The sequence below is a fragment of the Mycolicibacterium duvalii genome, assembly GCF_010726645.1.
GTDB classification, from domain to species: Bacteria; Actinomycetota; Actinomycetes; order Mycobacteriales; family Mycobacteriaceae; genus Mycobacterium; species Mycobacterium duvalii.
Window position 1 is genome coordinate 4,313,299 of record NZ_AP022563.1, and the last position, 23,866, is coordinate 4,337,164.

Annotated in this window: 27 protein-coding genes and 1 pseudogene; 9 read left to right on the forward strand and 19 right to left on the reverse strand. The window is 70.7% G+C overall.

Features of this window, described 5'->3' with window-relative positions:
• On the reverse strand, positions 1–690 hold the full coding sequence (locus G6N31_RS20320) for a hypothetical protein (RefSeq protein ID WP_098000287.1): 690 nt from the start codon (positions 688–690) through the stop codon (positions 1–3).
• Complete coding sequence (locus G6N31_RS20325; RefSeq protein ID WP_098000285.1) at positions 687–1,280, reverse strand: hypothetical protein; 594 nt, start codon at positions 1,278–1,280, stop codon at positions 687–689. The genes G6N31_RS20320 and G6N31_RS20325 overlap by 4 nt, the downstream gene beginning before the upstream one ends.
• Before the next feature lie 63 nt (positions 1,281–1,343).
• Here G6N31_RS20325 and G6N31_RS20330 point away from each other — a divergent pair, with 63 nt between their 5' ends.
• Positions 1,344–3,377, forward strand: coding sequence for a M13 family metallopeptidase (locus tag G6N31_RS20330; protein WP_098000283.1), 2,034 nt, complete (start codon positions 1,344–1,346; stop codon positions 3,375–3,377).
• Positions 3,378–3,600: 223 nt separating this feature from the next.
• Positions 3,601–3,990 (forward strand): hypothetical protein, encoded by a 390-nt coding sequence (locus G6N31_RS20335; RefSeq protein ID WP_133117644.1) that lies wholly within the window; start codon positions 3,601–3,603, stop codon positions 3,988–3,990.
• Here the strand turns inward: G6N31_RS20335 and G6N31_RS20340 are convergent.
• The 6 genes from G6N31_RS20340 to G6N31_RS20365 form a co-directional block, all read right to left on the reverse strand.
• Positions 3,987–4,415: a hypothetical protein gene (locus tag G6N31_RS20340; protein ID WP_179964209.1), complete on the reverse strand. Its 429-nt coding sequence runs from the start codon at positions 4,413–4,415 to the stop codon at positions 3,987–3,989. The genes G6N31_RS20335 and G6N31_RS20340 overlap by 4 nt on opposite strands.
• Positions 4,412–5,653 (reverse strand): DUF58 domain-containing protein, encoded by a 1,242-nt coding sequence (locus G6N31_RS20345; RefSeq protein WP_098000279.1) that lies wholly within the window; start codon positions 5,651–5,653, stop codon positions 4,412–4,414. Before G6N31_RS20345 ends, G6N31_RS20340 begins: the two co-directional genes overlap by 4 nt.
• Positions 5,650–6,612 (reverse strand): AAA family ATPase, encoded by a 963-nt coding sequence (locus G6N31_RS20350; RefSeq protein ID WP_098000277.1) that lies wholly within the window; start codon positions 6,610–6,612, stop codon positions 5,650–5,652. Before G6N31_RS20350 ends, G6N31_RS20345 begins: the two co-directional genes overlap by 4 nt.
• On the reverse strand, positions 6,609–7,091 hold the full coding sequence (locus G6N31_RS20355; protein WP_179964210.1) for a hypothetical protein: 483 nt from the start codon (positions 7,089–7,091) through the stop codon (positions 6,609–6,611). Before G6N31_RS20355 ends, G6N31_RS20350 begins: the two co-directional genes overlap by 4 nt.
• On the reverse strand, positions 7,088–8,026 hold the full coding sequence (locus G6N31_RS20360) for a DUF4129 domain-containing protein (protein WP_098000275.1): 939 nt from the start codon (positions 8,024–8,026) through the stop codon (positions 7,088–7,090). The genes G6N31_RS20355 and G6N31_RS20360 overlap by 4 nt, the downstream gene beginning before the upstream one ends.
• Before the next feature lie 111 nt (positions 8,027–8,137).
• On the reverse strand, positions 8,138–9,130 hold the full coding sequence (locus G6N31_RS20365; RefSeq protein WP_098000273.1) for a L,D-transpeptidase: 993 nt from the start codon (positions 9,128–9,130) through the stop codon (positions 8,138–8,140).
• Positions 9,131–9,290: 160 nt separating this feature from the next.
• Between G6N31_RS20365 and G6N31_RS20370 the strand changes: the two genes are divergently transcribed.
• On the forward strand, positions 9,291–9,587 hold the full coding sequence (locus tag G6N31_RS20370) for a thiamine-binding protein (RefSeq protein ID WP_098000271.1): 297 nt from the start codon (positions 9,291–9,293) through the stop codon (positions 9,585–9,587).
• Here the strand turns inward: G6N31_RS20370 and ricR are convergent.
• A complete protein-coding gene (ricR, locus tag G6N31_RS20375; RefSeq protein ID WP_098000269.1) occupies positions 9,584–9,907 on the reverse strand; it encodes a copper-sensing transcriptional repressor RicR in 324 nt (107 codons plus the stop codon). The genes G6N31_RS20370 and ricR overlap by 4 nt on opposite strands.
• Positions 9,904–10,509, reverse strand: coding sequence for a DUF305 domain-containing protein (locus G6N31_RS20380; RefSeq protein ID WP_098000267.1), 606 nt, complete (start codon positions 10,507–10,509; stop codon positions 9,904–9,906). Before G6N31_RS20380 ends, ricR begins: the two co-directional genes overlap by 4 nt.
• Positions 10,510–10,587: 78 nt before the next feature.
• On the opposite strand from G6N31_RS20380, the gene ilvD reads away from it, so the two are divergent.
• The gene (ilvD, locus tag G6N31_RS20385; RefSeq protein ID WP_098000265.1) at positions 10,588–12,300 is read left to right on the forward strand and encodes a dihydroxy-acid dehydratase; all 1,713 of its coding nucleotides are present in this window, start codon (positions 10,588–10,590) and stop codon (positions 12,298–12,300) included.
• Positions 12,301–12,438: 138 nt separating this feature from the next.
• Positions 12,439–13,272 carry a nitroreductase family protein gene (locus G6N31_RS20390; protein ID WP_098000263.1) on the forward strand — a complete coding sequence of 278 codons (834 nt, stop codon included), beginning with the start codon at positions 12,439–12,441 and terminating at the stop codon, positions 13,270–13,272.
• Positions 13,273–13,276: 4 nt separating this feature from the next.
• Here the strand turns inward: G6N31_RS20390 and G6N31_RS20395 are convergent, their stop codons facing one another.
• The 7 genes from G6N31_RS20395 to G6N31_RS20425 all read right to left on the reverse strand — a co-directional run bounded on the left by G6N31_RS20395 (position 13,277) and on the right by G6N31_RS20425 (position 18,062).
• The gene (locus G6N31_RS20395; protein WP_098000261.1) at positions 13,277–13,717 is read right to left on the reverse strand and encodes an SRPBCC family protein; all 441 of its coding nucleotides are present in this window, start codon (positions 13,715–13,717) and stop codon (positions 13,277–13,279) included.
• A gap of 41 nt (positions 13,718–13,758) precedes the next feature.
• On the reverse strand, positions 13,759–14,184 hold the full coding sequence (locus tag G6N31_RS20400; RefSeq protein ID WP_234815117.1) for an SRPBCC family protein: 426 nt from the start codon (positions 14,182–14,184) through the stop codon (positions 13,759–13,761).
• Positions 14,185–14,212: 28 nt separating this feature from the next.
• Entirely contained in the window at positions 14,213–14,875 is a 663-nt protein-coding gene (locus G6N31_RS20405) for an O-methyltransferase (RefSeq protein ID WP_098000257.1), read from the reverse strand.
• 28 nt (positions 14,876–14,903) lie between these two features.
• On the reverse strand, positions 14,904–15,395 hold the full coding sequence (locus G6N31_RS20410) for a TIGR04338 family metallohydrolase (protein WP_098000255.1): 492 nt from the start codon (positions 15,393–15,395) through the stop codon (positions 14,904–14,906).
• Positions 15,392–16,144, reverse strand: coding sequence for a DUF2786 domain-containing protein (locus tag G6N31_RS20415; RefSeq protein ID WP_098000253.1), 753 nt, complete (start codon positions 16,142–16,144; stop codon positions 15,392–15,394). The genes G6N31_RS20410 and G6N31_RS20415 overlap by 4 nt, the downstream gene beginning before the upstream one ends.
• 80 nt (positions 16,145–16,224) lie before the next feature.
• Positions 16,225–17,214, reverse strand: a complete 990-nt coding sequence (locus G6N31_RS20420) for an alpha/beta fold hydrolase (RefSeq protein ID WP_420089905.1) — start codon at positions 17,212–17,214, stop codon at positions 16,225–16,227.
• Positions 17,211–18,062 carry an alpha/beta hydrolase gene (locus G6N31_RS20425; RefSeq protein WP_098000251.1) on the reverse strand — a complete coding sequence of 284 codons (852 nt, stop codon included), beginning with the start codon at positions 18,060–18,062 and terminating at the stop codon, positions 17,211–17,213. The genes G6N31_RS20420 and G6N31_RS20425 overlap by 4 nt, the downstream gene beginning before the upstream one ends.
• Before the next feature lie 53 nt (positions 18,063–18,115).
• Between G6N31_RS20425 and G6N31_RS20430 the strand changes: the two genes are divergently transcribed.
• On the forward strand, positions 18,116–19,147 hold the full coding sequence (locus tag G6N31_RS20430) for a sigma-70 family RNA polymerase sigma factor (protein WP_098000250.1): 1,032 nt from the start codon (positions 18,116–18,118) through the stop codon (positions 19,145–19,147).
• Here the strand turns inward: G6N31_RS20430 and G6N31_RS20435 are convergent.
• Positions 19,134–19,583, reverse strand: a complete 450-nt coding sequence (locus G6N31_RS20435; protein ID WP_098000248.1) for a MarR family winged helix-turn-helix transcriptional regulator — start codon at positions 19,581–19,583, stop codon at positions 19,134–19,136. The genes G6N31_RS20430 and G6N31_RS20435 overlap by 14 nt on opposite strands.
• A gap of 93 nt (positions 19,584–19,676) precedes the next feature.
• On the opposite strand from G6N31_RS20435, the gene G6N31_RS20440 reads away from it, so the two are divergent.
• The 3 genes and pseudogenes from G6N31_RS20440 to G6N31_RS20450 all read left to right on the forward strand — a co-directional run bounded on the left by G6N31_RS20440 (position 19,677) and on the right by G6N31_RS20450 (position 23,081).
• Positions 19,677–20,444: a pirin family protein gene (locus G6N31_RS20440; RefSeq protein WP_098000246.1), complete on the forward strand. Its 768-nt coding sequence runs from the start codon at positions 19,677–19,679 to the stop codon at positions 20,442–20,444.
• Positions 20,422–21,746, forward strand: a pseudogene (locus G6N31_RS20445) (PQQ-dependent sugar dehydrogenase). The gene G6N31_RS20440 and the pseudogene G6N31_RS20445 overlap by 23 nt, the downstream one beginning before the upstream one ends.
• A gap of 309 nt (positions 21,747–22,055) precedes the next feature.
• Positions 22,056–23,081: a phosphodiester glycosidase family protein gene (locus G6N31_RS20450; RefSeq protein WP_098000594.1), complete on the forward strand. Its 1,026-nt coding sequence runs from the start codon at positions 22,056–22,058 to the stop codon at positions 23,079–23,081.
• Here G6N31_RS20450 and G6N31_RS20455 read toward each other — a convergent pair.
• Positions 23,074–23,850, reverse strand: a complete 777-nt coding sequence (locus G6N31_RS20455) for a fructosamine kinase family protein (RefSeq protein WP_098000244.1) — start codon at positions 23,848–23,850, stop codon at positions 23,074–23,076. The genes G6N31_RS20450 and G6N31_RS20455 overlap by 8 nt on opposite strands.
• Positions 23,851–23,866: the final 16 nt, after the last annotated feature.

A 23,866-nucleotide genomic window follows, 5' to 3' on the forward strand; every position in this document is an offset into this window, starting at 1 on the left:
CTACCGGGTGTGCAGCGGGCTGACGTCGACCACCAGCCAGCGGCCGTCGGTCTTGGTCAGCGTCACCCGCAGGGCCAGCACCGCGCTGTCGGGCGGATTGCCCGGCGAGTTCTGCGTGCTGCGCAGCACCACCGCCACGCTCGCCGCCGCCGGGCCGATCGCCTCGACACCCGCCGACACCGTGCGCGCCTGCGCCGACACGTTGCGTCCGGCCAGGTCCTGCGCGACGCCGGCGAAATCGGCGCGGAAGCGCTCGGCGCTCTCGGGGGACATCAGGCCGGCGGCCCGGTCGATCGACGCGGTCGGGTTCTGCGGGGTGAAGGTCGCCGAGGCCTCGGCGACGCTGCTCGCGATCCCGGCGACCTCCGTCGTGTCCGCCTGCAGCGTGCGGGCCGGGATCGTCCACTGGGTGTAGCCGACCACCGCGGCCGCCACCAGTACCGCGGTGGCGGTGCCGACCACCGCCAACCGCAGGCCGGGCCCGTCGTCGTCGGTGCCCATGGTCACCGCGTCCCGCCGGGCCAGCACGAAGTTGAGGACCACGCCCTCGACGATCAGCAGGCACAGCACCGAGAAGACCGCGACCCACCAGCGCGGCCACGCCAGCGCCACACCGATGTAGGTCAGCGCGACGACGGCGGCCAGCGGGGCCAGCACGTCGAACGCCAGGACGCGTAGCCGGTTCCTCATCGGATCCGCTCCAGCCCGGAGATCGCCAGCTCGCCGTCGACCTCGGCCACGTCCAGCCGCAGCGACCACCGCACCGTCTGGGGCGTCTCGGTGCCGGCGTTCTCGCTGACCGAGGTCGCGATGACCAGCACGGTGTCGGTGCGCGTCGCGAACCCGGTCAGCTCGTCGCCCGCGTCGGGGCCGCCGTCGGGGCTGCGGTCGTCGGGCTGCTCGTGGTGGATCTCCTCCAGCGACACCGAGTTCACCTGGCCGGAGGTGCGCGACTGCAAGGTCTGCACCAGGCGCCGGAACGGCTCCACCGAGGCCTCGAAGTCGACGTTGAGCTGTCCGACCGTGCCTTCGTGCAGCGCGGCCAGGTCGGCATCGACGGTGTCCTTGTTCATGTTGACCAGCACCCCGGTCCATTCGGCGGCGGTCTGCAACACCGCGGTGCGGTGATCGATCTCGGCGGTCTCGGCGCGGTGGCCGCTCCAGATCCACACGCCCACCGCCACGGCGACGACGGCCACCACCCCGAGCACCGCCGACGCGACACCGAAACCGGAGAACACCCCGGTTTCCGGCTGGGGCTCCTGCTCGTCGTCGGGCATGCGCGTGAGAGTACCTGTGCGGCAGCACCGGGAGCCCCGCCGGACTTCTGGCAGGCTGGTGGGGTGACGGTAGAAACAGCAGCGACCCCCGCGACGAACCCGACGACGCTTCGATCCGGACTCGACCTGAGCTACGTCGACACCTCGGCCCGCCCGCAGGACGACCTGTTCGGTCACGTCAACGGCCGTTGGCTGGCCGAGTACGAGATCCCCGCCGACCGGGCGACCGACGGGGCGTTTCGCACCCTCTACGACCGCGCCGAGGAACAGATCCGCGAGATCATCACCAGCGCCGCGGAGTCGGCAGCCGCGGGATCGACCACGGCCGACCCCGACGCGCAGCGCATCGGCGACCTGTACGCCAGCTTCATGGACGAGCAGACCATCCGCGAACGCGGCCTGGCGCCACTGCTCGACGAACTGGCGGGCATCGATGCCGCCGACTCAGTCGAGGCGCTGGCCGCGGTGATGGGAACCCTGCAGCGCACCGGGGCCGGCGGCGGCACCGGTCTGTACGTCGACACCGACTCCAAGGACTCCAGCCGCTACCTGCTGCACCTGACGCAGTCGGGCATCGGGCTGCCCGACGAGTCCTACTACCGCGAGCCGCAGCACGCCGGCATCCTGGCGGCCTACCCGGACCACATCGCCTCGATGCTGGCCCTGGTCTTCGGCGGCCCGGCCGGTGACCATGCCGCCACCGCGGCGGCGATCGTCGCGCTGGAGACCAAGATCGCCGCGGCGCACTGGGACGTCGTCAAACGCCGCGACGCCGACCTGACCTACAACCTGCGCCGCCTGTCGGACCTGACCGGTGAGGCGCCGGGCTTCGACTGGACCGGGTGGCTCACCGCGCTGGGCGCGCACCCGGAGCGGGCCGCCGAGGTGGTGGTCCGCCAGCCCGACTTCCTGACCGCGTTCGCCGCGTTGTGGACCTCCGAGCCGCTCGAGGACTGGAAGAACTGGCTGCGCTGGCGCGTCATCCGGGCCCGCGCGTCACTGCTCACCGACGAGCTGGTCGCCGCCGATTTCGAGTTCTACGGGCGCCGGCTGTCGGGCACCGAGGAGATCCGGGCCCGGTGGAAGCGCGGCGTGTCGGTGGTCGAGAGCCTGATGGGCGACGCAGTGGGTCGCCTCTACGTCGAGCGGCACTTCCCGCCGCACGCCAAGGCGCGGATGGACGAGCTGGTGGCCAATCTGCGCGAGGCCTACCGGGTCAGCATCACCGAGCTCGACTGGATGACGCCGCAGACCCGGCAGAAGGCACTGGCCAAGCTCGACAAGTTCACCCCCAAGATCGGCTATCCGCCGAAGTGGCGCGACTACTCGACGCTGGTGATCGACCGCGCCGACCTGTACGGGAACTACCTGCGCGGCTACGCCCTCGAATACGACCGCGACCTGGCCAAGCTGGGCGGCCCGGTGGACCGCGACGAGTGGTTCATGACGCCGCAGACCGTCAACGCCTACTACAACCCCGGGATGAACGAGATCGTCTTCCCGGCCGCGATCCTGCAGCCGCCGTTCTTCGACGCCGAGGCCGACGACGCCGCCAACTACGGGGGTATCGGCGCGGTGATCGGCCACGAGATCGGCCACGGATTCGACGACCAGGGCGCCAAGTACGACGGCGACGGCAACCTGGTGGACTGGTGGACCGACGCCGACCGTGACGAATTCGGCGCCCGCACAAAGGCGTTGATCGAGCAGTACGAGCACTTCGTCCCGCGTGCACTGGCGGGGCAGCACGACGCTCACGTCAACGGCGCCTTCACCGTCGGCGAGAACATCGGCGACCTCGGCGGGCTGTCCATCGCGCTGCTGGCCTACCGGCTCTCGCTGCAGGGTGAGCCGGCCCCGGTGATCGACGGCCTGACGGGTGTGCAGAGAGTTTTCTACGGCTGGGCCCAGGTGTGGCGCACGAAGTCCCGGGAGGCCGAGGCGCTTCGCCGCCTGGCCGTGGATCCGCATTCGCCGCCCGAGTTCCGCTGCAACGGTGTGATCCGCAACATGGACGCGTTCTACGAGGCCTTCGACGTCGACAGCGACGACGCGCTGTATCTCGAACCGCAACGCCGGGTGCGCATCTGGAACTGAGCGACCCGTGTCGGACGTGAACCTGTCCGGCTGCTGAAAGTTCGCTGCCGAACCGCTGGCTCACGTGGACGGGCCACCGGGGCGCTCATAGCCTCGATGGGTAGCAGTTCCTGGTAGCCACATTCACCGGCCGCAATTCGTCGAGCGGCGCCGGCGACCCACCGTCACCGCCGACGGCTGGTTTGCTGTGCGCTGGTTCGGCGCTGCAGAAAGCGATCCGCGCATGTCGATCCGCCCCGCTCTGTCGATCACCGTCGTCCTCGTCGCGACCGTCCTGGCCCCCGGCCTGGCCGTGGCCCACGCCGACCCGAATGATCCTGCGCCCGCGCAGATCTCGGGGGACGGGCAGGTGCGCTCGGAGCAGTCGGCCAGCGTGGCGGGCAGCAAGCCGTGCATGACCAGCGTCGGCACGATGGGCACCTCCGATGTCCGCAGTTCCGACATGGGTGTGCCCCATCAGCTGGCCGAGGAGGCGGGACCCGAGTGGGTGGGGTCCGACGGTTGGCAGGCCCAAGGACTCAGCCGCTCGAACCCGTGGGGCGGCAATTTCGACCCGACCAATACCCACACCGGCCCCGCCTGCAAGCCCGTCACGGCAGGCTCGTTCTCCTAACCGGGCGGTGACCCGTCCCGCAGCAAGGGACTCAGCGCCAGCACCACGGCCCCGAACGCCGCCAGCGGGGCGGCCAGCGGCAGCCACGGCACGTGCAGCGGTATCACCACCACCAGGGCGGCGGCCGCGGCGAACCCCACGGCGGCCAGCAGTGCCGGCGCCGGCGCCCGACCGTCGTTGTGCCGCAACACCAAATAGCCGGCCGCGGACAGCCCGGCCAGTGCGGTGTACATCGGCGCCGGCTCCCCGAGCAGCACCGTGGCCGTGGCCAGCAGCACCGCGATCGTCGCAGCCGCCCGCCACCACACCGACGCCAGCACCGCGATCAGCGCCGCAGCAGCCACCGCCAGCGCCGCCGTGTCGGCACCCGGCGTCGCGGCGGCGACCATCACGATCCCGAACCACAGGGCCCACCACGCCGTCATGACCGGGCGCCTCGCTGGTTGGGCATCAGCGTCATCGCCTGATCCAGGGTCGCCGACTCCGGCCACGCCACGATGTCGACCCCGACGGTGGCCATGTCCCGGTACATGAAGGAGCGCTGCAATCCCCACATGCGTTCCACCAGCGGATCATCGACGTCGGGAATCGGGCATCCCTGCATGATGTCGACCGCGATGACCGCGTGCCCGCGTTTGCGCAGGTCGATCAACGCCAGCGCGAACTCGGTGTCCAGCATGGTCGAGAAGGCCACCACGATCGCCCCGGCCGGGACGGCCGGGCGCGGAGCCAGAGTGCCGGACGCCGTCTCGAAGGTGTCGGCCGCACCCAGCATGGTGTCGAGGATGCGGTAGAACTGCCGCTGCCCGATATCGGCGCCCAGCCAACGGGTCTGGCGTCCACCCAGCGCGACCAGACCGGCGCGGTCGCCGTAGCGCAGTGCGCTCTGCACCACCTGCGCGGCGCCCCGGGCCGCGCGCTCGGTCGCCAGCGTCGCCGGACCTGGTGGCTGCCGATACACGTCGAACAGCACGACCACGTCGGCGGCGCGGTCGGTCAGCCGCTCGGTGACGTGCAGCGCGCCCCGCCGCGCACTGACCGGCCAGTTCACTGTTCTGAGTTGGTCTCCGGGCACGTAGGGACGGATGTCGGCGTACTCGACGCCGGGCCCGATGTGGCGGGTCAGGTGCGTGCCTAGCCGATCGAGCAGCTCGCTGCGCGGAATCGGGGTCGACTGCGCGAACGCCACCGGGAACACGAACACCTGTGCGGCGTCGACCACCCCGGTGCCGCGCAGCAGTCCGCCGCGCGCCGACACGCCCACCTCCACCCGGACCGGGTAGCGGCCCCACCGCGCGGCGCTGACCGACACCGTGGCCGGCGTCCCGTCGTCGCACACCTCGAGGTCGGCGTCCGGCAGCGTCGAGAACCGGACCTGCACGGCGCTGCCGTCGTCGGCGTCGGCCGTCAGGGCCACCCGCACCGCATCGCCCTCGAAGCACCGCTGCAGCGACGGGTCCGCGTGCACCCGGACGGTGGGCAGGTGGCGCTGCCACGACAACGAGCACAGCACGCCCAGCAACGGCGCGGCGAACACCACCAGATCCCAGCGCCCGGCCACCAGTGCACCGACCAGCGCCACGCCGGCGCACGCCGCGAGTGTGCGGGTCAACGCCGAGGCACGCCACTGCAGGTCGGCGATGACGGCGTGGTCCGGGTTCATCGGGACTCGTGCGTGCGGGGAACCGGGGTGCGCCGCAGCAGATCCTCGATGATGTCGGCGCCCTGGACCCGCCGCACCCACATCTCCGGCCGCAAGCTGATCCGGTGCGCCATCGTGGACACCGCCAGCGCTTTGACATCCTCGGGCACCACGTAGTCCCGCCCCAGCAGCAGCGCCCGTGCGCGGGCCAGCTGGACCAGGTCGAGCTCGGCGCGCGGACTCACCCCGACCGACACCTGCGGGTGGTTACGGCTCGCGGCGGCCAACGCGACGATGTACTGCAGCACGTCGTCGTGCACGCTGACCTGTTCCACCGCCTCCTGCATGGCCAGCACATCCTGTGCGTCGACGACCTGCCGGACGGTGGGGTCCGCCGAGCCGCGCTCCAGGCGGCGCCGCAGCATCGTCGTTTCCTCCTGCGCCGTCAGGTATTTCAACTCCAGGCGGATCGCGAAACGGTCGAGCTGTGCCTCGGGCAGCGGATAGGTGCCTTCGTACTCGATGGGGTTGTCGGTGGCCAGCACCAGGAACGGCGCCGGCAGCCGGTGGGTCACGCCGTCGATGCTGACCTGCCGCTCGGCCATCGCTTCCAGCAGCGCCGCCTGGGTCTTGGGCGGGGTGCGGTTGATCTCGTCGCCGAGCAGCAGGTTGGTGAAGACCGGACCCCGGCGGAATTCGAAACGGCCCGAGGTCATGTCGTAGATGGTCGCGCCGAGCAGGTCGGCGGGCAGCAGGTCGGGGGTGAACTGCACGCGCGTGAAGTCCAGCCCGAGCGCCGCGGCGAAGGACTTCGCGATCAGGGTCTTGCCCAGCCCCGGTAGGTCCTCCACCAGGATGTGGCCGCGCGCGAGCACGGTGGTCAGGATCAGGTTGAGCGCAGCCCGTTTACCGACGACCACCTCGGAGATCTCGTCGAGCACGGCTTCGCATCGCGCCGTGGTGGTTGCCAGTGTGTTCACAGTTGCTCCAGACGTCGGAGTATCTCGTCGAGGGTGTCCCGCCCGGGGCCGGGCTCCCGGCTCCCGGTCCGGGAGATGTTCTCGGGGTCGACCCACGCCCACAGCTCGGGGCCGAACAGCATCCGGCCGCTGGCCTGAAAAGCTCGTGCGTCCTTTGCTTTCCGCGTTCCCGCCGCAAGCTCGAACTGCCGCGCCAACAGCGGTCGCAGTCGGCGGTCCCAGTCGGCGCGGGTGGACTCCGACCACGAGATCAGTGTCTCGGTGCGCGACAACCACCGTTGCAGCGCCGCATCGGCTCCGTCGGCGGCGGCGTCCTCGGCCTCCTGCGGGGGATGCGACAGCCGCCACCCGGCGGTGAGCACGCCGGCCGCCACGGCCACCCCGGCCGCCGGCACCGCGAGCTGCCGGTCCGCCAGCATCAGGGCCACCAGTTGCGCGGCGACCACCAGCACGGTCCCGCCGATGACGAGTTTGGTCACTGCGCCTCCTGGAGTTCGCGCTGTACCGACCGCAGCGCCACGAGCGCGTCGTCGCGGTGCTGCTCGGTCATGACGTGGCGGCTGAACCTGGCCTCTTCGAACAACTCGACGAGCTCGGCGGCGCTGCCGGCGCGCAGCACTCGGCGTTCCACGGCGCGCGCCAGCACCTCCGACGGGGTGTCGGAGGCACGGGGGCTGGCGTCCGGCGATTTCTCCAGTTCTCTTTCCATCGCGGCATAACAGGCGATGATGGCGTCGCGCGGATCGCGGCTGCGGTCACCGATCTCGGCCAGGCCGAGTTCGGCCGCCCGCGCCAGGTCGGGCGCCCCGGCGCTCGGAGGCTCTGCGACGAGGTGTCCGTCGTCGTCGACCGGCGGTGCCGGCGCGGGCCGGCCGCGGCGGCCGCGGATGCCCGCCACGATCGACAACAGCAACATCGCGATGGTCCCGGCGAGGAAGTACCCGAAAAGGGTGTCGGAGCCCTCTGCGGGCGGGGTGGTTCCGGGGTCGGCGCCGCCGGCATCGTCGGGCGGCGACCCGCCCGCGGCGGCCCCGTCGGCGTCTGGGACGTCGACCTCCCAGCGCTGGAGCAACAGCAGCACAGCCAGCCACACCAGCATCACCACGGCGGCGAAGGCCAACAGGCGCCAGCGCAGCGGCCCGCCGGCACCACCTCTGCGGCGCGGCGGTTCCTCGGTGTGCCCGGCGCGCCGGCGACGCGGTTGGGCGAACACCGCCAGGGTCATGATCGCCAGCGCCACCGCGAACATCGCGACGACCGCGACCGCCGAGCCGCCACCGCGGCCCTCGTCGGGTTGGCGCGGGGGCGGGTCCGGCTGGTCGCCCGGCAGGTAGCCGCGCAGCGCGAGCGCGCTCAGCAGCACCGCAACCAGCACCGCGACCTTGCGCGCCACCGCCTTGCCGTCACCGGGCATCGGCCCACCCTGAACTCAGTGCCGACAGTCACAGGCGGCCATCGGCCTGACCCCATGGTGGCACGGTCACACCGCGCGGGGCGGAACTACCGGGTCAGAACAGCTGGCAGGTCAGAACAGCTGCCAATCGTGGGCGCCGTCCTGCTGGGTGTACCACCCGCCGTCGGTGTTCTTGATGACCACCGGGTCACCGCTGCCGAAGGTGTCGAAGAACCACTGGGCGTTGGCCGGACTGAGGTTGACGCAGCCGTGGCTGACGTTGGAGCTGCCCTGCGAACCCACCGACCAGGGGGCACTGTGCACGAAGATCCCGCTGTTGTCGATGCGGACCGCGTCCTGCACCTTGATCTTGTAGCCCTCGCCGGACGGGTCGTCGACGGGCACCCCGTAGGTCGAGGAGTCCATCACCATGTCGGCGAACTTCTCCAGCACGTAGTAGGTGCCGTTCTTGGTGTCATAGCCGGGCTTGCCCATCGAGACCGGGAAGGTCTTGACCAGCTCACCGTTGATCATGACTTCCATCTCTTTGGTGTTGTTGTCGATGGTCGCGACCTGCGACTCGCCGACGCGGAAGCTGGACTTGGTGCCGGCGGCGTCGATGTTGACCGTGGTGTGGGCCGGCCAGAAGTCCTGCGGACGCCACCGCACCTGCGTGTCGTTGATCCAGTAAAAGCGTCCCGGCACCGGCGGGTTCGACGAGATGTGAATCGCTCCCTCGGCCATCGGACGGTTGGCGATGGGCCGCTGGAAGTTGATGATGATCGGCTTGGCCACGCCGACCAGCGCACCGTCGACCGGGTTGAAGGACGGCGGCACGAACGGCGGTTGACCGACGAACGGGGTGGGGTTCTGCCCGGCGGGGGTGCCCTCCGGGATCGCCATCGGCTGGCCGGGGACCACCGCCAGCGGGTCTGCGGCGGTCGGGCCGCCCGGGGCGGGCAGGCCGACCGGGTTCGGCGGCGGCGGCACTCCGGGGTCCGCAGGCGGCGGAACCGGTGCGATGCCGGGCTGGGCCAGCGCCGACGGCGCGCCCAGGGTCAGCACTGCCACGACGGCGGATGCCATCACCAGGGCCATCGTCCGGACTTTGTTGCGCTGCCGCATAAATACCTCCAGTTCAGCGACTTCCCCCAGTGTGGCACAGCATCAGGCTTCGAAACTCCGTGCCGCGGGCATGCGAGGGCCAGGCCGCAGCCGTGACCTGCAGTGATCATCGCGCGCGGGCCGCCAGACGTTACGCCGAGCGCGACGTAGGCTCGGCGCCATGATCGTGGCGTTCAGCATCAGTCCCTCCGGAGGCGACGACACCGGAGGGGTCGGTGAGGCCGTCGCCGAGGCGGTCCGCGTGGTGCGCGCCTCGGGCCTGCCCAACGAGACGAACGCGATGTTCACCAACATCGAGGGTGAGTGGGACGAGGTGATGGCCGTCGTCAAGCGGGCTGTCGATGTCGTGGCGGCCCGGTCTCCGCGGGTCAGCCTGGTACTCAAAGCCGACATCCGCCCGGGCTACACCGGCCAACTCGAGGCCAAGGTCGCGCGGATCGAAGACGCGCTCGGTTAGGAGCGGACCAACCGGGCGATGGCCGCCGACGCCTCGGCGAGCTTGGCGTCGGCCTCGGCGCCGCCCGCGGCGACCGCGTGGCTCACGCAGTGGCCCAGGTGCTCGTCGAGCAGCCCCAGCGCCACCGACTGCAGCGCGCTGTTGACCGCGCTGATCTGGGTCAGCACGTCGATGCAGTACTTGTCCTCGTCGATCATCTTCGCGATGCCCCGCACCTGCCCCTCGATGCGCCGCAGGCGTCGGGCGTAGTTCTCCTTCTGCGCCGAATAGCCATGCGGGGCTTCGGCTTCGGACGCCCCGGCGTCTACCGGATCAGTCACCCGAGCTCCTTCTGCAGTTGTCTCATCTGTTCGATCTCGGCCTCCTGCGTCGCCACCATCTGGCGGGCCATCGCGATGGCGTCCACGTTGGCGCCGTTGGCGATCTGGGCCTTGGCCATCTCGACGGCTCCCCGGTGGTGGTCGATCATCGACGCCAACCACAGTGTGTCGAACTCGGGGCCGCTCAGCGACCGCAACCGCTCCATCGTCGCGGCGTCGACCATCCCCGGCATCGACGTGTGCGCGGCGTGGCCATCCGCCTCGCCGGCCTCCGGGTTCTCGTTCCACTGCACCAGCAACACGTTGAGCACGTTGATCTCCGGTTGCTGGACTGTGGCGATCTGCTCGGCCAGCGCCTGCACCTGCGGATTGGTGGAACGTTCGGACACCAGCTCCGACAGCTCGATGGCCTGCTTGTGGTGGGTCACCATGTTGGTGGCGAACGCCACGTCGTCGGCGTCGAACCCGGCCGGCTCGCCGGAGATCACCGGCGACTCCAGGGTGCTCTGGCCGGCGCTGTCCCCCTCCGGCGCCGAACCGCCGCACCCGACGGGCGTCAACAGCACCAGCGCGACGCAGACCCGCGCGATCATCCGTCTCATGCAGACAGCGTACAAGTACCCCGCGGGGGTATCGTCATCGGTTTTGTCGCGGCAAATGCCAGGCGCATAATCGAGGCCATGCCCGCAGACCCCACCCAGGCCAGCCCCGACATCAAGCCGCGCAGCCGCGACGTCACCGACGGTCTCGAGAAGGCCGCGGCCCGCGGCATGCTGCGCGCGGTGGGGATGGGCGACGACGACTGGGCCAAACCGCAGATCGGTGTCGGCTCGTCGTGGAACGAGATCACCCCGTGCAACATGTCACTGCAGCGGCTGGCCCAGTCCGTCAAGGCCGGTGTGCGCGAAGCCGACGGCTTCCCGCTCGAGTTCGGCACCATCTCGGTCTCCGACGGCATCTCGATGGGCCACGAGGGCATGCACTTCTCACTGGTGTCCCGCGAGGTGATCGCCGACAGCGTCGAGACCGTGGTGCAGGCCGAACGCCTCGACGGCACGGTGCTGCTGGCCGGCTGCGACAAGTCCATCCCCGGCATGCTGATGGCCGCGGCGCGCCTGGACCTGGCCTCGGTGTTCTTCTACAACGGCTCGATCATGCCCGGCGTCGCCAAGCTCACCGACGGCAGTGAGAAGGAAGTCACCATCATCGACGCCTTCGAAGCCGTCGGCGCCTGCGCACGCGGCCTGATGTCCCGGGAGGACGTCGGCATCATCGAGCGCGCGATCTGTCCCGGCGAGGGCGCGTGCGGTGGCATGTACACCGCCAACACCATGGCCTCCGCGGCCGAAGCGCTCGGAATGTCGCTGCCGGGCAGCGCATCTCCGGTCGCGGTCGACAGACGTCGGGACGAGTACGCACGCCGGTCCGGTGCGGCCGTGGTCGAGATGCTGCGCCGCGGCATCACCGCCCGCGACATCCTGACCAAGGAGGCCTTCGAGAACGCGATCGCGGTGGTGATGGCCTTCGGCGGATCCACCAACGCCGTGCTGCACCTGCTGGCCATCGCCTACGAGGCCAATGTCAAACTGGCGCTGGAGGACTTCACCCGCATCGGGCAGAAGGTGCCGCACCTGGCCGACGTCAAACCGTTCGGCCGGCACGTGATGAAGCACGTCGACGAGATCGGCGGGGTGCCCGTGGTGATGAAAGCCCTGCTGGACGCCGGTCTGCTGCACGGGGATTGCCTGACCGTCACCGGTCAGACGATGGCCGAGAACCTGGCCCACATCGAGCCGCCGGATCCCGACGGCAAGGTGCTGCGGGCGATGACCAACCCGATCCACCCCACCGGCGGCATCACCATCCTGCACGGCTCGCTGGCGCCCGAGGGCGCGGTGGTCAAGTCCGCCGGATTCGACTCCGATGTGTTCGAAGGCACCGCACGGGTTTTCGAGCGGGAGCGGGCCGCGCTGGACGCGCTCGAAGACGGCACCATCACCCACGGCGACGTGGTCGTCATCCGCTATGAGGGCCCCAAGGGCGGTCCCGGCATGCGCGAGATGCTCGCCATCACCGGCGCGATCAAGGGCGCCGGCCTCGGCAAGGACGTGCTGTTGATGACCGACGGCCGGTTCTCCGGCGGCACCACCGGTCTGTGCGTCGGCCACATCGCCCCGGAGGCCGTCGACGGCGGGCCGATCGCGTTCGTCCGTGACGGTGACCGGATTCGCCTCGACGTCGCCAACGGCACGCTCGACATCCTGGTCGACGCCGACGAGTTCGACGCGCGCAAAGCCGGTTTCGAGCCGCTGCCACCGCGCTACACCACCGGCGTGCTGGCCAAGTACACCAAGCTGGTGGGTTCGGCGGCGGTCGGCGCGGTCTGCACCTAGACGTAGGGAAGCGCCGGCTCGCCGAGCGTCCGGTGACGGCTGCGCCTGTGACGTCACAATTTCCTCTCTGAATCCCCCTGCTGACAGCTCTTAGAATGGCGCCGTACCCCATGGTTTCGGCGTCAGGAGGTGAGGGGTTTGGCCACGGCGTTCCCCGATGCCGCGGTGCTGGAACGCGCGCTGGACCTGGCGGCCCATGCCCCGTCGGCGCGCAACGCGCAGCCGTGGCGGTGGCACGTCGACCGGCGGGGCGTGCAGCTGTTCGCCGACTGGGAGCGCCGCCTCGGTGACAGCGACTCCGACCGCCGCGATGTGGTGCTCAGCTGCGGCGCCGTCCTGCACCACTGCGCAGTCGCGCTGGCGGCCGCGGGCTGGTCGAGTCGGATCCATCGGTTCCCCGACGCACGTCCGTCCCCCGGCGATGACGGCCTGCTGGCGACCATCGAGCTGGAGCGACGCGCGCCGGGCAGCTTGGAGCTGGCGGAGGCCATCGTCCGGCGGCGCGCCGACCGCCGGCCCTACGCCGGTGCGCTGCCCCCGGGCACGATCGAGCTGCTCGTGCTCCGCGCGGAACGTTTCGGCGTCCACCTGGCGGTGGTGCCGACGGTGCGGTGGGCCCGCCTCGGTGACACCGAGTTCGCGCTGCGCTACGGCGACGACAGGCCGGGGCACCCGGGCGACGACGCCACCATGCTGGTGCTGGCGACCGCCACCGACACTGACGCGGACCGGTTACGCGCCGGGGAGGCGCTCAGTGACCTGACGCTGTCGGCCTCCGCCCTCGGGCTGGCCTCGTGTCCGCTGACCGAGCCGCTCCGCGATGCCCGTAACCGGCTCGCCCTGGCCTGTGAGGTGTTCGACGGCGAGGCCTATCCGCAGGCGCTGTTGCGGCTCGGGCGGGCGTCCGGGGACCCCCTGCCACCGATGAAGCGACGATCCGTCGCGGAGACGACGACGTTTCACCTGAACTGAGGCATCACGAACGCTTGACCTGGAGCACTCTCTTGCGCAGCCCCTTGGTGGCGGTGTCCATCAGGCCCTGCGCACCCTTGCGGATCAGGAAACCGGGCAGTGGCACGGTGGTGTCGACCGTCAGTTCCAGGCGCACCCGCGTTCCGTCGCGGTCGGGCACCAAGGTGTAGCGGCCGTCCTGCGCCCGCTGCTGTTTGGAACTGACCAGGGTCCAGCTGACCCCGTCGTCGTGCACCTCGTAGTCGAGGATCTGCTCGTCGCTGACGCCGACGATCTTGACGACCTGGCGGGACCGCTTCGGCCTGCCCTGCTCGTCGCGCTCGAGGACCTCGACCCGCTCGTGGGCCGACGACCAGTCCGGCAGGGTCTCGATGTCGAACAGCACCGCGAGAATTTCGTCCGAGGTGGCCTCGATGACGATCTCGCGGGACTCGGTGATGGCCATGGCGGGCAGATTAGCCCGATTGCCGCTGGTTGAAACAGCGGTCAGGGCCGACCGGTGACCTGCGGAGGCTGCGGTCTCCCACCCGCGGCGTCCACGGCCATCTTCTCGATGCGCCGCAACGCCGTCGCCAGCACCGGCAGATACGCCGGCCCCCACACCGGGGCGCTCATCCAGGCCCGGCACCGCTGCCCGCCCGGTTCGACGCCGTGGCGGGTGGCCGGCACGCCCGCGACCCGCCAGCCCCACATCCGGCCGGGATCGAGTTCACTGATGGTGAAGGGCAACGGGACCCCGACGGGCGTCCACACCCGCCCGGTCGCGCCCAGTTCGAAACCGGCGCCGTCGAGCGTGGCTCCGGTGACCGTCGGACCCCACTGCGGCCAGGCCTCGAGGTCGACGAGGATCTGCCACACCGTGTCCGCGGGCGCCTCGATGTCCCTGCTGACCGTCCACATGCGCGGGGGCATACCCGAACGCGCCGCTGCCGGAAACCTGCTAGCTCGGCTGCGAGACGAGCGCGATCGCGAAACCGTCCCAGCCCTTGGTGCCGACGGTCTGGATGGCGGCGGTGTCGAGCCGAGGGTGCGCACCCATCATCTCGAGCATGTCGCGCACGGCGCGGGCCTGCTGGTCGTCCGGTCGGGGCTCGAGCACCCGGCCGTTGCGGGCGATGTTGTCGACGACGATGACCGTGCCCGGTGCGCCCAGCTGGATCGCCCATTCCACATAGGCGACGTTGTTCTCCTTGTCGGCGTCGATGAAGACCAACCCGAAGGGTTCGCCGCCCTGCAGGGTGGGCAGGGTGTCCAGCGCCGCACCGACGGCGATCTCGACGCGGTCGGAGACGCCGGCGCGCTCGAGGTTGGCGCGGGCCACTTCGGCGTGGGCCGGCTCGAATTCCAGTGTGACCACCGCGCCGTCGGGGCCGACGGCTCGCGCCAGCGCGATGGTGCTGTACCCGGCCAGCGTGCCGATCTCCAGCACCCGCCGGGCGCCGGCCATGCGCACCAGCAGCGACAGCAGTTTGGCGTGCTGAGCGGACACCTCGATCGGCGGCATGCCCGCGGCGTCGGCCGCCTCGCGCGCCCCGCGCAACGCGTCGTCCTCGGTGTACAGCAGCCGGGTGAGCAGATCGTCGAACGCGGCCCAGTCAGGCATCCGGTCAGGGGTGGTCACACTCCCGACGCTACGTGACCCGCTCCTGGGCGTAGACCACGCGCAGGACATGGGCCACCTCGGCGCCCATGACCGCACCGGCCAGCTCGCTGAACGTCGCAACGAACGCCGGACCGTGCGGCGGGTCAGCGTCGCAGAGGTGGTGGGCAATCTCGTGTAGCACCACCAGTTCTCGCAAGGCCCAGCCGCTGCGCTGGTCGGGCACGGCGACCACCGCGCCGTCTTCGGCGCGCTCGTAGTGCGCTGCGCCCACGCCTCGCCGCGGCCGCACCCGCAGCGGGGCGGCATCCGGCCATCGTCGTCGTACCGCGGGGTGGGCCAGCACGTCGTCGACGTAGGTCTGCACGGCGGCCGCGGACGCGAACCTCGCCTCGGGCGGCAGCGTCAGCGCCGTACCGAAGAATTCCACGACGGGGTTGTTGCGTTCGGCAGCGCGGTCGAACATGGTCCGCACGAATTGTTCTGCGGCATAGACCTTTGCGCGCTGGCTGTCGCGGCTCACCGTTCCAGCGCCGAGCGCGCTCCCGCCAGCTCGCCGTCCCCGCCCAGCTTGGCGCGGCGTCCGGCCCGGTCCCCCGCCCGCCGGGCCGCCGACGAGTAACCCGCCGTCGCGCTGGTCGCGCGCCACGTCCCGCGCGCCTTCGACGTCTGCCGGTAGTAGTCCTTGAGCTCGAGGTCCTTGTTGCGCAACGCGATCGCCGTACCGGGGTGGCGGGCAGGGCTTGCGGTGGCTTCCTGGCGGGCCTGTTCGCGCGCCTCGGCGAGCCGTTGGCCGACCCGCGCCCCGAACGCGAGCTGGAAGTTGATGCGCGCGGTGATCGTGGGTGTCGGCCGGTGCGCGCCGGAGGCGATGTACTCGTTGGACGCCCGCACCATCTGCAGCACCAGGCTGCTGTACAACGCCTGCGTCGCGTCGATGTCCTCGGCGAAGCCGTAGGCGTACACGAACGTCGAATTCGACGCGATGTCACACTTGACGTCGTTGGCCGCGGCGATCAGCACGAACAGCTGCACATAGGTACGCAGGCCCCGCGCACCCGCCTCCCCGATGGTGACCGTGCGCTGCACGGGGGTCTGCGCCGCGGTGCGTTGCGCGCCGTGGCTGCGCGCCACGGCGAGGTCGATCGACGTCGCGGTGGCCAGCCGTTGCGCGGCCGCCATGAACGCCTCGGCCTCGTGCGGGTTGTCGGTGCCCTCGGCCTGGCGCAACAGCGCGGCGATCCGGGCCAGCATCTTCTCGTCGGTACTCATGACGACGACCGTAGGGCTCGGCTGAGACATCTCATCGTCGGGCCGACTCTCCTATCCCCACAACCGAATTCATCCACAGGTCACTTGCCGACGAACTCGTCGAGTGTCGCGACGACCTGCGGCGAGAGCGGCTCCTTGCTGGCGTAGTTGGCGATGCTGTCGCTCGGGTCGTCGCGCAGCACGTGATTCACGCCGGTCAGTTCGACGAGTGTGAGGTCGGTGTGGCTCAGCGCGTCGGCCAGCGGGCGGATCGCGTCGCAGCGGGCCTGGCTGTCGGCGTCCGAACACGTCAGCAGCACCGGTGTGCCCGGCGGTACCTCGGCCGCCAGGGCCAGCGGGTCGATCTTGTCGGCTTCGGCCACCGCGGCGACATTGCCGGCGTTGACGATCGCGGTCAGCCCGTCGGGCAGGTCCTCGGGCACCGTGCCGGTGGCGCGGATCTGCTCGACGGCCGACCGCCAGGTGGCCATCGTCTCCGGCGCCCCGTCGGCCTCGACGCGTGCGGTGATGATGTCGAGGTAGCGGCCCGGCAGCGGCTGGAAGAGCCCCAGGGAGTGGACCTTCGGAGCCTGTGCCCCGTCGTCGCCGGCCAGCGTCATCGCGTGGATGGCACCCTCGCCCAGCCCGTAGACCGACAGCCGTTCGGTGCCAGGCTGTGCAGCCAGGAACGTCGCCGCCGCGCGGGCGCCGGTGGTGTAGACGGCACTGACCACCGCGGCCGGATCCGCCGCATAGCGGCCCAGCCCGGTGCGGCCGGTCCCGACCTTGTCGTAGCGCAGGCTCGCCACCTCGCGCTCGGAGAGCAGCTCGGCGAGCTGGCGCATGTTGCCGATCGGGCCGGCGACCTGGTTGTCGCCGTTGCGGTCGGTGTTGCCGCTCTCGGAGATCAGCAGCACGGCCGGTCCCGGATCGTCGCCGCGGTGCCGGTAGGTGCCGTGCACGGTCAGCCCGTCGGCGTCGAACGTCACCTCCTCGTCGGTCCAGCCGGCCCCGGCCGGTCCGTCCGACGAACACCCCGTCACGGCTGTCCAGACGACAGCCGAGACCATCAGCGCGGCAAGCGCTTTCACAACTGCGACTCGATCCAGGCGGTCACGTCGTCGAGCACCACGACCTGTTCGGGCTCGTTGAACACCTCGTGGTACAGCCCCGGGTAGACCTTCAGGGCGACATCGGTCGAGCCGACACACTCGACCAGGCGCCTGCTGCCCTGCACCGGGATCAGACGGTCCTGCTCGCCGTGCACCACCAGCAGCGGCGCGGTGAGCGCGGCGGCGCGGTGCGGCATCGTCTCGCCGACTCCGATCAACGCGCGCGCGACGCCGGCGGGCAGCCTGCCGTGGTGCACCAGCGGATCGGCTTCGTAGGCGGCGACCACCTGCGGATCACGCGACACGGCGTCGGCGGGCAGATCCTGCACCGGCAGACTCGGCGCCAACCGCCCGACGAGCTTGGCCAGCGCCACCTTCACCGCGGGCTCCGACGCGGCGGCGTCGACGGCCGGGCCCGACAGCACCATCGCGTGGTAGTCGTCGGGCCGGTCGGTGCCGTAGGCGAACACGATCGCCCCGCCCATGCTGTGGCCGACCACCACGCGCGGCAGGTTCGGGTGCGCGCGGGCCGCGATTCCGACGAGGGTGTGGAAGTCCGCGGTGTACTCGGAGATGTCGCGCAGATAGACCCGCTTGCCGCCGGAGCGCCCGTGCCCGCGGTGATCGAGCGCGTAGGTGATCAGGCCGGCGGCTGCGAACCGTGCGGCGACGTGGTCGTAGCGGCGGGCGTGTTCGGCGTACCCGTGGGCGAGGATGGCCACCCCGCGGGGTGTGCTCCCGGACTCGGGATCCGGGGTCCACACGTCGTAGACGATCGGTACTGCACCGACGCCGTCGAATCTGTGTTCGCTGTGGTTGACGGCCATTCCGGGAAGCCTATCGGGCCGCCGCCGCCCGGGCCGTTCTCGGGCACTCTCGTTTGTCGGTCGGCTTGCGTAAGCTGCACAACGTGACCGTTTCGGCAGTTCACGACACCAGTACCGAAGACGCCTTCCTCGCCGAGGCCCAGCAGTACCGGCGCGAGTTGCTCGCGCACTGTTACCGGATGACCGGCTCGCTGCACGACGCCGAGGACCTGGTGCAGGAGACCTACCTGCGCGCGTGGAAATCGTTCGCGAACTTCCAGGGCAGGTCCTCGGTGCGGACCTGGCTGTACCGCATCGCCACCAACACCTGCCTGACCGCGCTCGACGGGCGCCAGCGCCGGCCGCTGCCCAGCGGCCTCGGTCAGCCGGCGGCCGACCCGACCGGAGAGATCTTCGATCGGCACGAGATCACCTGGCTGGAACCGCTGCCCGACGCGCCCCGCGAGGACCCGTCGGACCCGTCGGTGATCGCCGAGTCCCGCGAGTCCGTGCGGCTGGCCTTCATCGCTGCGCTGCAACATCTTTCACCGCGGCAACGGGCCGTGCTGGTGTTGCGGGAGGTGCTGCAGTGGAAGGCCGCCGAGGTCGGCGAGGCGATCGGCGCGTCCACGGCGGCGGTCAACAGCCTGCTGCAACGGGCTCGCGCCCAGCTCGACGAGGTCCGGCCCGAACTGGACAGCCCGCGCCTGGAGCCCGAGAGCCCCGAGGTCGCCGACCTGCTGGCGCGCTACACCTCGGCGTTCGCGGACTACGACATCGACCGGCTGGTCGAGTTGTTCACCGCCGACGCCGTGTGGGAGATGCCCCCGTTCGACACCTGGTACCGGAGCCCCGCCGACATCGTCACGCTGTCGAAGACGCACTGCCCGGCCGAGAACCCCGGCGACATGCGCTTCCTGCTGACCACCGCCAACGGTCAGCCCGCAGCGGCGATGTACATGCGCAATCCGCAGACCGGTCGCCACGAGGCGTTCCAGCTGCACGTGCTCGACGTCCGCCCGAACGGCATCGCCCACGTGGTGGCGTTCAAAGAGGACCGCTTCTTCGCCAAGTTCGGACTGCCCGAGGTACTCAACGCTCCGTAGCGGCCAACCGGTGCAGGATCGTCTCGAGCACCGCCCCGAAGACGCGCTGTTGCCGCGCGGACAGCCCGTCGAACATCACCGAGCGCACCAGTTCGGCGTGTCCCGGCGCGGCCGCCGACAGTGCCGCCGCGCCCGCGGTCGTGATCGTCACCGTGGCGCCCCGCCGGTCGTCGGCGTCGCCGTGCCGCTCGGTCAGCCCGCGCTCCCGCATCCGGCGCAGCTGGTGGGACAGCCGGCTCTGCTCCCAGCCGATCAGCCGCGCCAGGTCGGTGATGCGCATCGGCCCCCGCTCCGACAGCACGACCAGCACGTCGTAGTCGGACAGCGACAGCCCGCAGTCGGATTGCAGCTGCCGGGCCATTGCGGCCCGCAACCGGTCGGTCACCAGCAGGTAGTCGCGCCAGACCTGCTGCTGCTCGTCGCTGAGCCATCGCACGGCCCCACCCTACCGGAATACATGATGCGTCATGCATGTTGTCGGCGGTAGTCCCGCCACCTAGGCTGACAACGACTCCCGAGGAGTGATCGCATGACCGCCACCCGCAGCTACGTCGACGTCCGGCGCGCCGGGGACCGCGCCACCACCGGGATCGACTGGCTCGACTCCAAGCACTCGTTCTCGTTCGGCCACCACTACGAACCCGACAACACCCATCACGGACTGTTGCTGGTCAACAACGACGACATGGTGGCGCCGGGCACGGGTTTCGACACCCACCCGCACCGCGACATGGAGATCGTCACCTGGGTGCTGCGCGGGTCGCTCGTGCACCAGGACTCCACCGGCAACTCGGGGGTGATCTACCCCGGGCTGGCCCAGCGGATGTCGGCCGGGCGCGGGATCCTGCACTCGGAGAAGAACGACTCCTGGACGCTGACCGGCGAGCAATCCCACAGTGAGCCCGTGCATTTCGTGCAGATGTGGGTGGTGCCCGACGAGTCCGGTTCGACGCCGGGCTACCAGCAGCTCGAGATCGACGACGACCTGCTGGCCGGGCGGCTGGTGACGATCGCCTCGGGCATGCCGGCCCACCGCGACGCCGCCGCCATCACCATCGGCAACCGGCATGCGGCGCTGCACGGCGCGCGGCTGCACCCGGGCCAGAGCGTCGAGCTTCCCGAGGCGCGCTACCTGCACCTGTTCATCGCGCGCGGCCGAGTCGACTTGGAGGGCGCCGGCGCACTCGACGAAGGGGACGCGGTGCGGTTCACCGGTTCGGGCGGTCAGCGGGTCACCGCCTCCGAGCCGGCCGAGATCCTGATTTGGGAGATGCATGCCGGTATCGGTGCGGCGTAACGGTTTTGCGGCGCTGGCGCTCAGCGCGTCGGTGCTCGCGGGGTGCGCGCAGTCCCCGGCGCCCGAACCGGAATCGACGCGCGCCGGCAGCCCCAGCAGCCCCGCGGGCCCGCCCGTGCAGAACACCGTCGACACCGAGGCGGTCACCGTCGACGTTCCCGCCGACCTGGCCGCGGCGCCGTTCGACGAGCCGCGCCAGGCGGTGGTCCCGCGCGGCTGGTCGATGTCGGTGTGGGCCCGCACTCCCCGGCCAAGGCTGGCGGCGTGGGCGCCCGACGGCACCCTGCTGGTCTCGGCGCCCAGCGCCGGCACCGTTGCGCGGTTCACCGCCGACGGCGCGGCCGCCGGCGACGGTGTGTTGCTCGAGGACCTGGACCAGCCGCACGGGCTGGCGTTCGACGGACCGACGCTCTACGTCGCGGAGAGCGACGAGATCGTCGCCTACGACTACGCCGACGGGCCGCGACCGGGCGCCGGATCATCGCCGGCGGCCTCCCCGACGCCGAGAGTCCCGAGCTGCGCGGCGCGTATGCCCACGCGCTGAAGAGCGTCACCGTCGGCCCCGATGGTGCGGTGTACTTCTCGATCGGTTCTACCGGCAACATCTCCGCAGCGGACCGCAGCGCCGATCCGCCCCGCGCGACGATCATGCGGATCCCGCCGGGCGGCGGCCCCGCAGAGCCGTTCGCGACCGGGGTGCGCAACGGCACCGGACTGGCGGCCGCACCGGATGGTTCGATCTGGACGGCGGTCAACGGCCGCGACAACGTCGCGTTCCCCGAGCCCGGCCCGTCCTACGGCGAGGTGCTCGAGGACTACGTCGATGATCACCCACCCGAACAGATCGCGCGCCTGACCCCCGGACGCGAACTGGGCTGGCCCTACTGCAACTCCGACGGCGGCCCGGCCGATCTGCCGTTCATCCGGGACGTGCAGACCAACCCCGACGGCGAGGCGATGGACTGCGCCGCGCTGCCACCGGTGGAGCAGTCGATGGGCGCGCACTCGGCACCGCTGGGCATGGCCTTCGTCGACGGCGCGCTTCCCGAACCCTTCGCCCGCGGCGCGCTGATCGGCGTGCACGGCTCGTGGAACCGGCAACCGCCGCGACCGCCCGAGGTGTCCTTCTACCCGTGGCGCGACGGCACGCTCGGCGGCCAGCAGACCCTGGTCGGGGGTTTCCAGGCCGATGACGGTTCGCGATGGGGCCGGCCGGTGGCCGCTGTCGCCGGTCCGGATGGCGCCGTCTACATCACCGACGACAGCGCCGACGCGATCTACCGGTTGACGCCTCCGGCGTGACCCCGCAGGCCGTTTGCTGAAAGGCCTCCCCGGCTTCGGCGGACCGTTCTGACATCAGGCTCCGCGAGAATCCCAGCTGTCACTTTGGTCTCGTACGCCTCACGCTCCTGGCTTTTCCGCTGACGTGCAGTGATTCACGTGAAACAATTTCGACACCGGGGAGTGATCAAAGTTGACAGAGTGATTATTGGGATTACGGTTGATGTGCCGACAGACTTTGCTGTTGCCATCACTTGAGGAGTCCCGGTGGGTGGAATCGCCGTCACCTCGCGACGCGTCGCCGCCGTCGTCCGGGTACTCGGCGCCGTCATCGCCCTCACCGTCGCGCAGCTGGGGACCGCGCCGGTCGCCGCCGCGGCCGACGCGCGGGAGTTGCTGGCCGCGGCGATCGCCAACACCCGTGGCTCCTACCTGGTGTACAACTTCGGCTCGGGGTTCCCTGCGCCGATGCGCAACGCGGGGGGCAACTGGTATGAGCTGAACAACGGCGGGCGGCTGATGATCATCAAGGCCGCCTCCCAGCGGTTGGCCCCGCGGTTGCTGGCCGATTCCCACACCGGTTATCAGGCGCGCTGCGAGCGGGATCCGCGGGCACGCACATCGGAAGGTCTCTGGCAGGCCTCCGAGATCTACTCGCCGCACCAGGCCTGGCAGGCCCTCGGGCAGCCGACCATCGCGATCAACGCGAACTTCTTCGACGTCCGGGGCCAGCAGGGCGGCTCCTGGAAGACCACCGGGTGCAGTTCCCCACTCGGCGCCTACGTCGACAACACCGGAGCCCTGGGCCGTACCAACACCAAGGTCACCGGCACATTGGCCTACGCAGGCAAGCAGGGGCTCTCGGGCGGCAACGAGAACTGGATGGCGCTGTCGACGATGATCCTGCCGGTCAGGGGCGCGCCGTTCGTGGTGGCCCCGAAAACGCCTGAGGATTACGACGCCGCGACGCCGGTGATCACCGGCCTGATCGACAAGGGCACCCGCTTCGTCGCGGTGGCCGGCATCGGACTGCTGGCCCCCGGCGACACCGGCCAACTCAACGACCCCGGCCCCAGCGCCGCCCGCACGGCGCTGGGCTATGTCCGCGATCGCGACGAGATGTACGTGTTCCAGGGCGGCAACTACACCCCGGACCAGATCCAGGATCTGTACCGGGGACTGGGCAGTGACACCGCGGTACTGCTCGACGGCGGGGGCTCGTCGGCGATCGTGCTCCGCCGCGACACCGGCGGCATGTGGGCCGGCGCCGGTTCGCCGCGCGGATCCTGCGACACGATGGCCGTGCTGTGCGACTCGCGCGAACGCGCGCAACCGGCCTGGCTGGCGTTCAACTAGACAGGGTCGCCAGCGCACTGCGTGCGGCCGACCGCGTCGCCCCGACGTAGCTCGCACCGAACAGCGCGACGTGGGCCAGCAGTGGATACAACTGGTGCAGTCCGGTCCGGTCGCGCCACCCGGCGCGCAGCCGGAACACGCTCTGGTACCCGGTCAGGACGGCCTCGAGGTGCGGACACCCGAACAGGGCCAGCATCGCCAGGTCGGTCTCCCGGTGACCGCCGTGGGCGGCGGGGTCGATCAGCACGACCCCGTCCGGAGTCCACATGACATTGCCGGCCCACAGGTCGCCGTGCAGCCGGCACGCGACGTCGTCGTCGTCGAAATCGCCTGCTCGACAACGGGCGACGACCTGCGCCACGGTGCGCGCGGTCTCGGTGTCGAGCCGCGGCCCGGCAACTTCGGCCATCGGCGACAGCCGGTGCTCGGCGTAGAACCGGCCCCACGACGTTTCGCGGCAGTAGCTCATCGGCAACGGGTGTTGCAGCGGGCCGAAGAAACCGGTCGTCCCCGTCCAGTCGGGCGGCGCGGCGCCGAACCCGTCGGCACCCGCGGCATGGGTGTGCGCCAGCCGCGCACCGAACGCGTGGGCGGCCGACGCATCGGGGCCGGCGCTGATCAGGCGCTCCAGCGTCAGGGACCGTTCGTCGACGGCCAGCACCCGCGCGCACGGCACACCACCCTCGGCCCGGGAGAGCCAGTGCAGCCCTGCGGCTTCGCACGCGAAGAAACCCGCGGGCGCATCCGAATGGGCCTTGACGAAGTGCACGGCTGGGTGCGGGCGC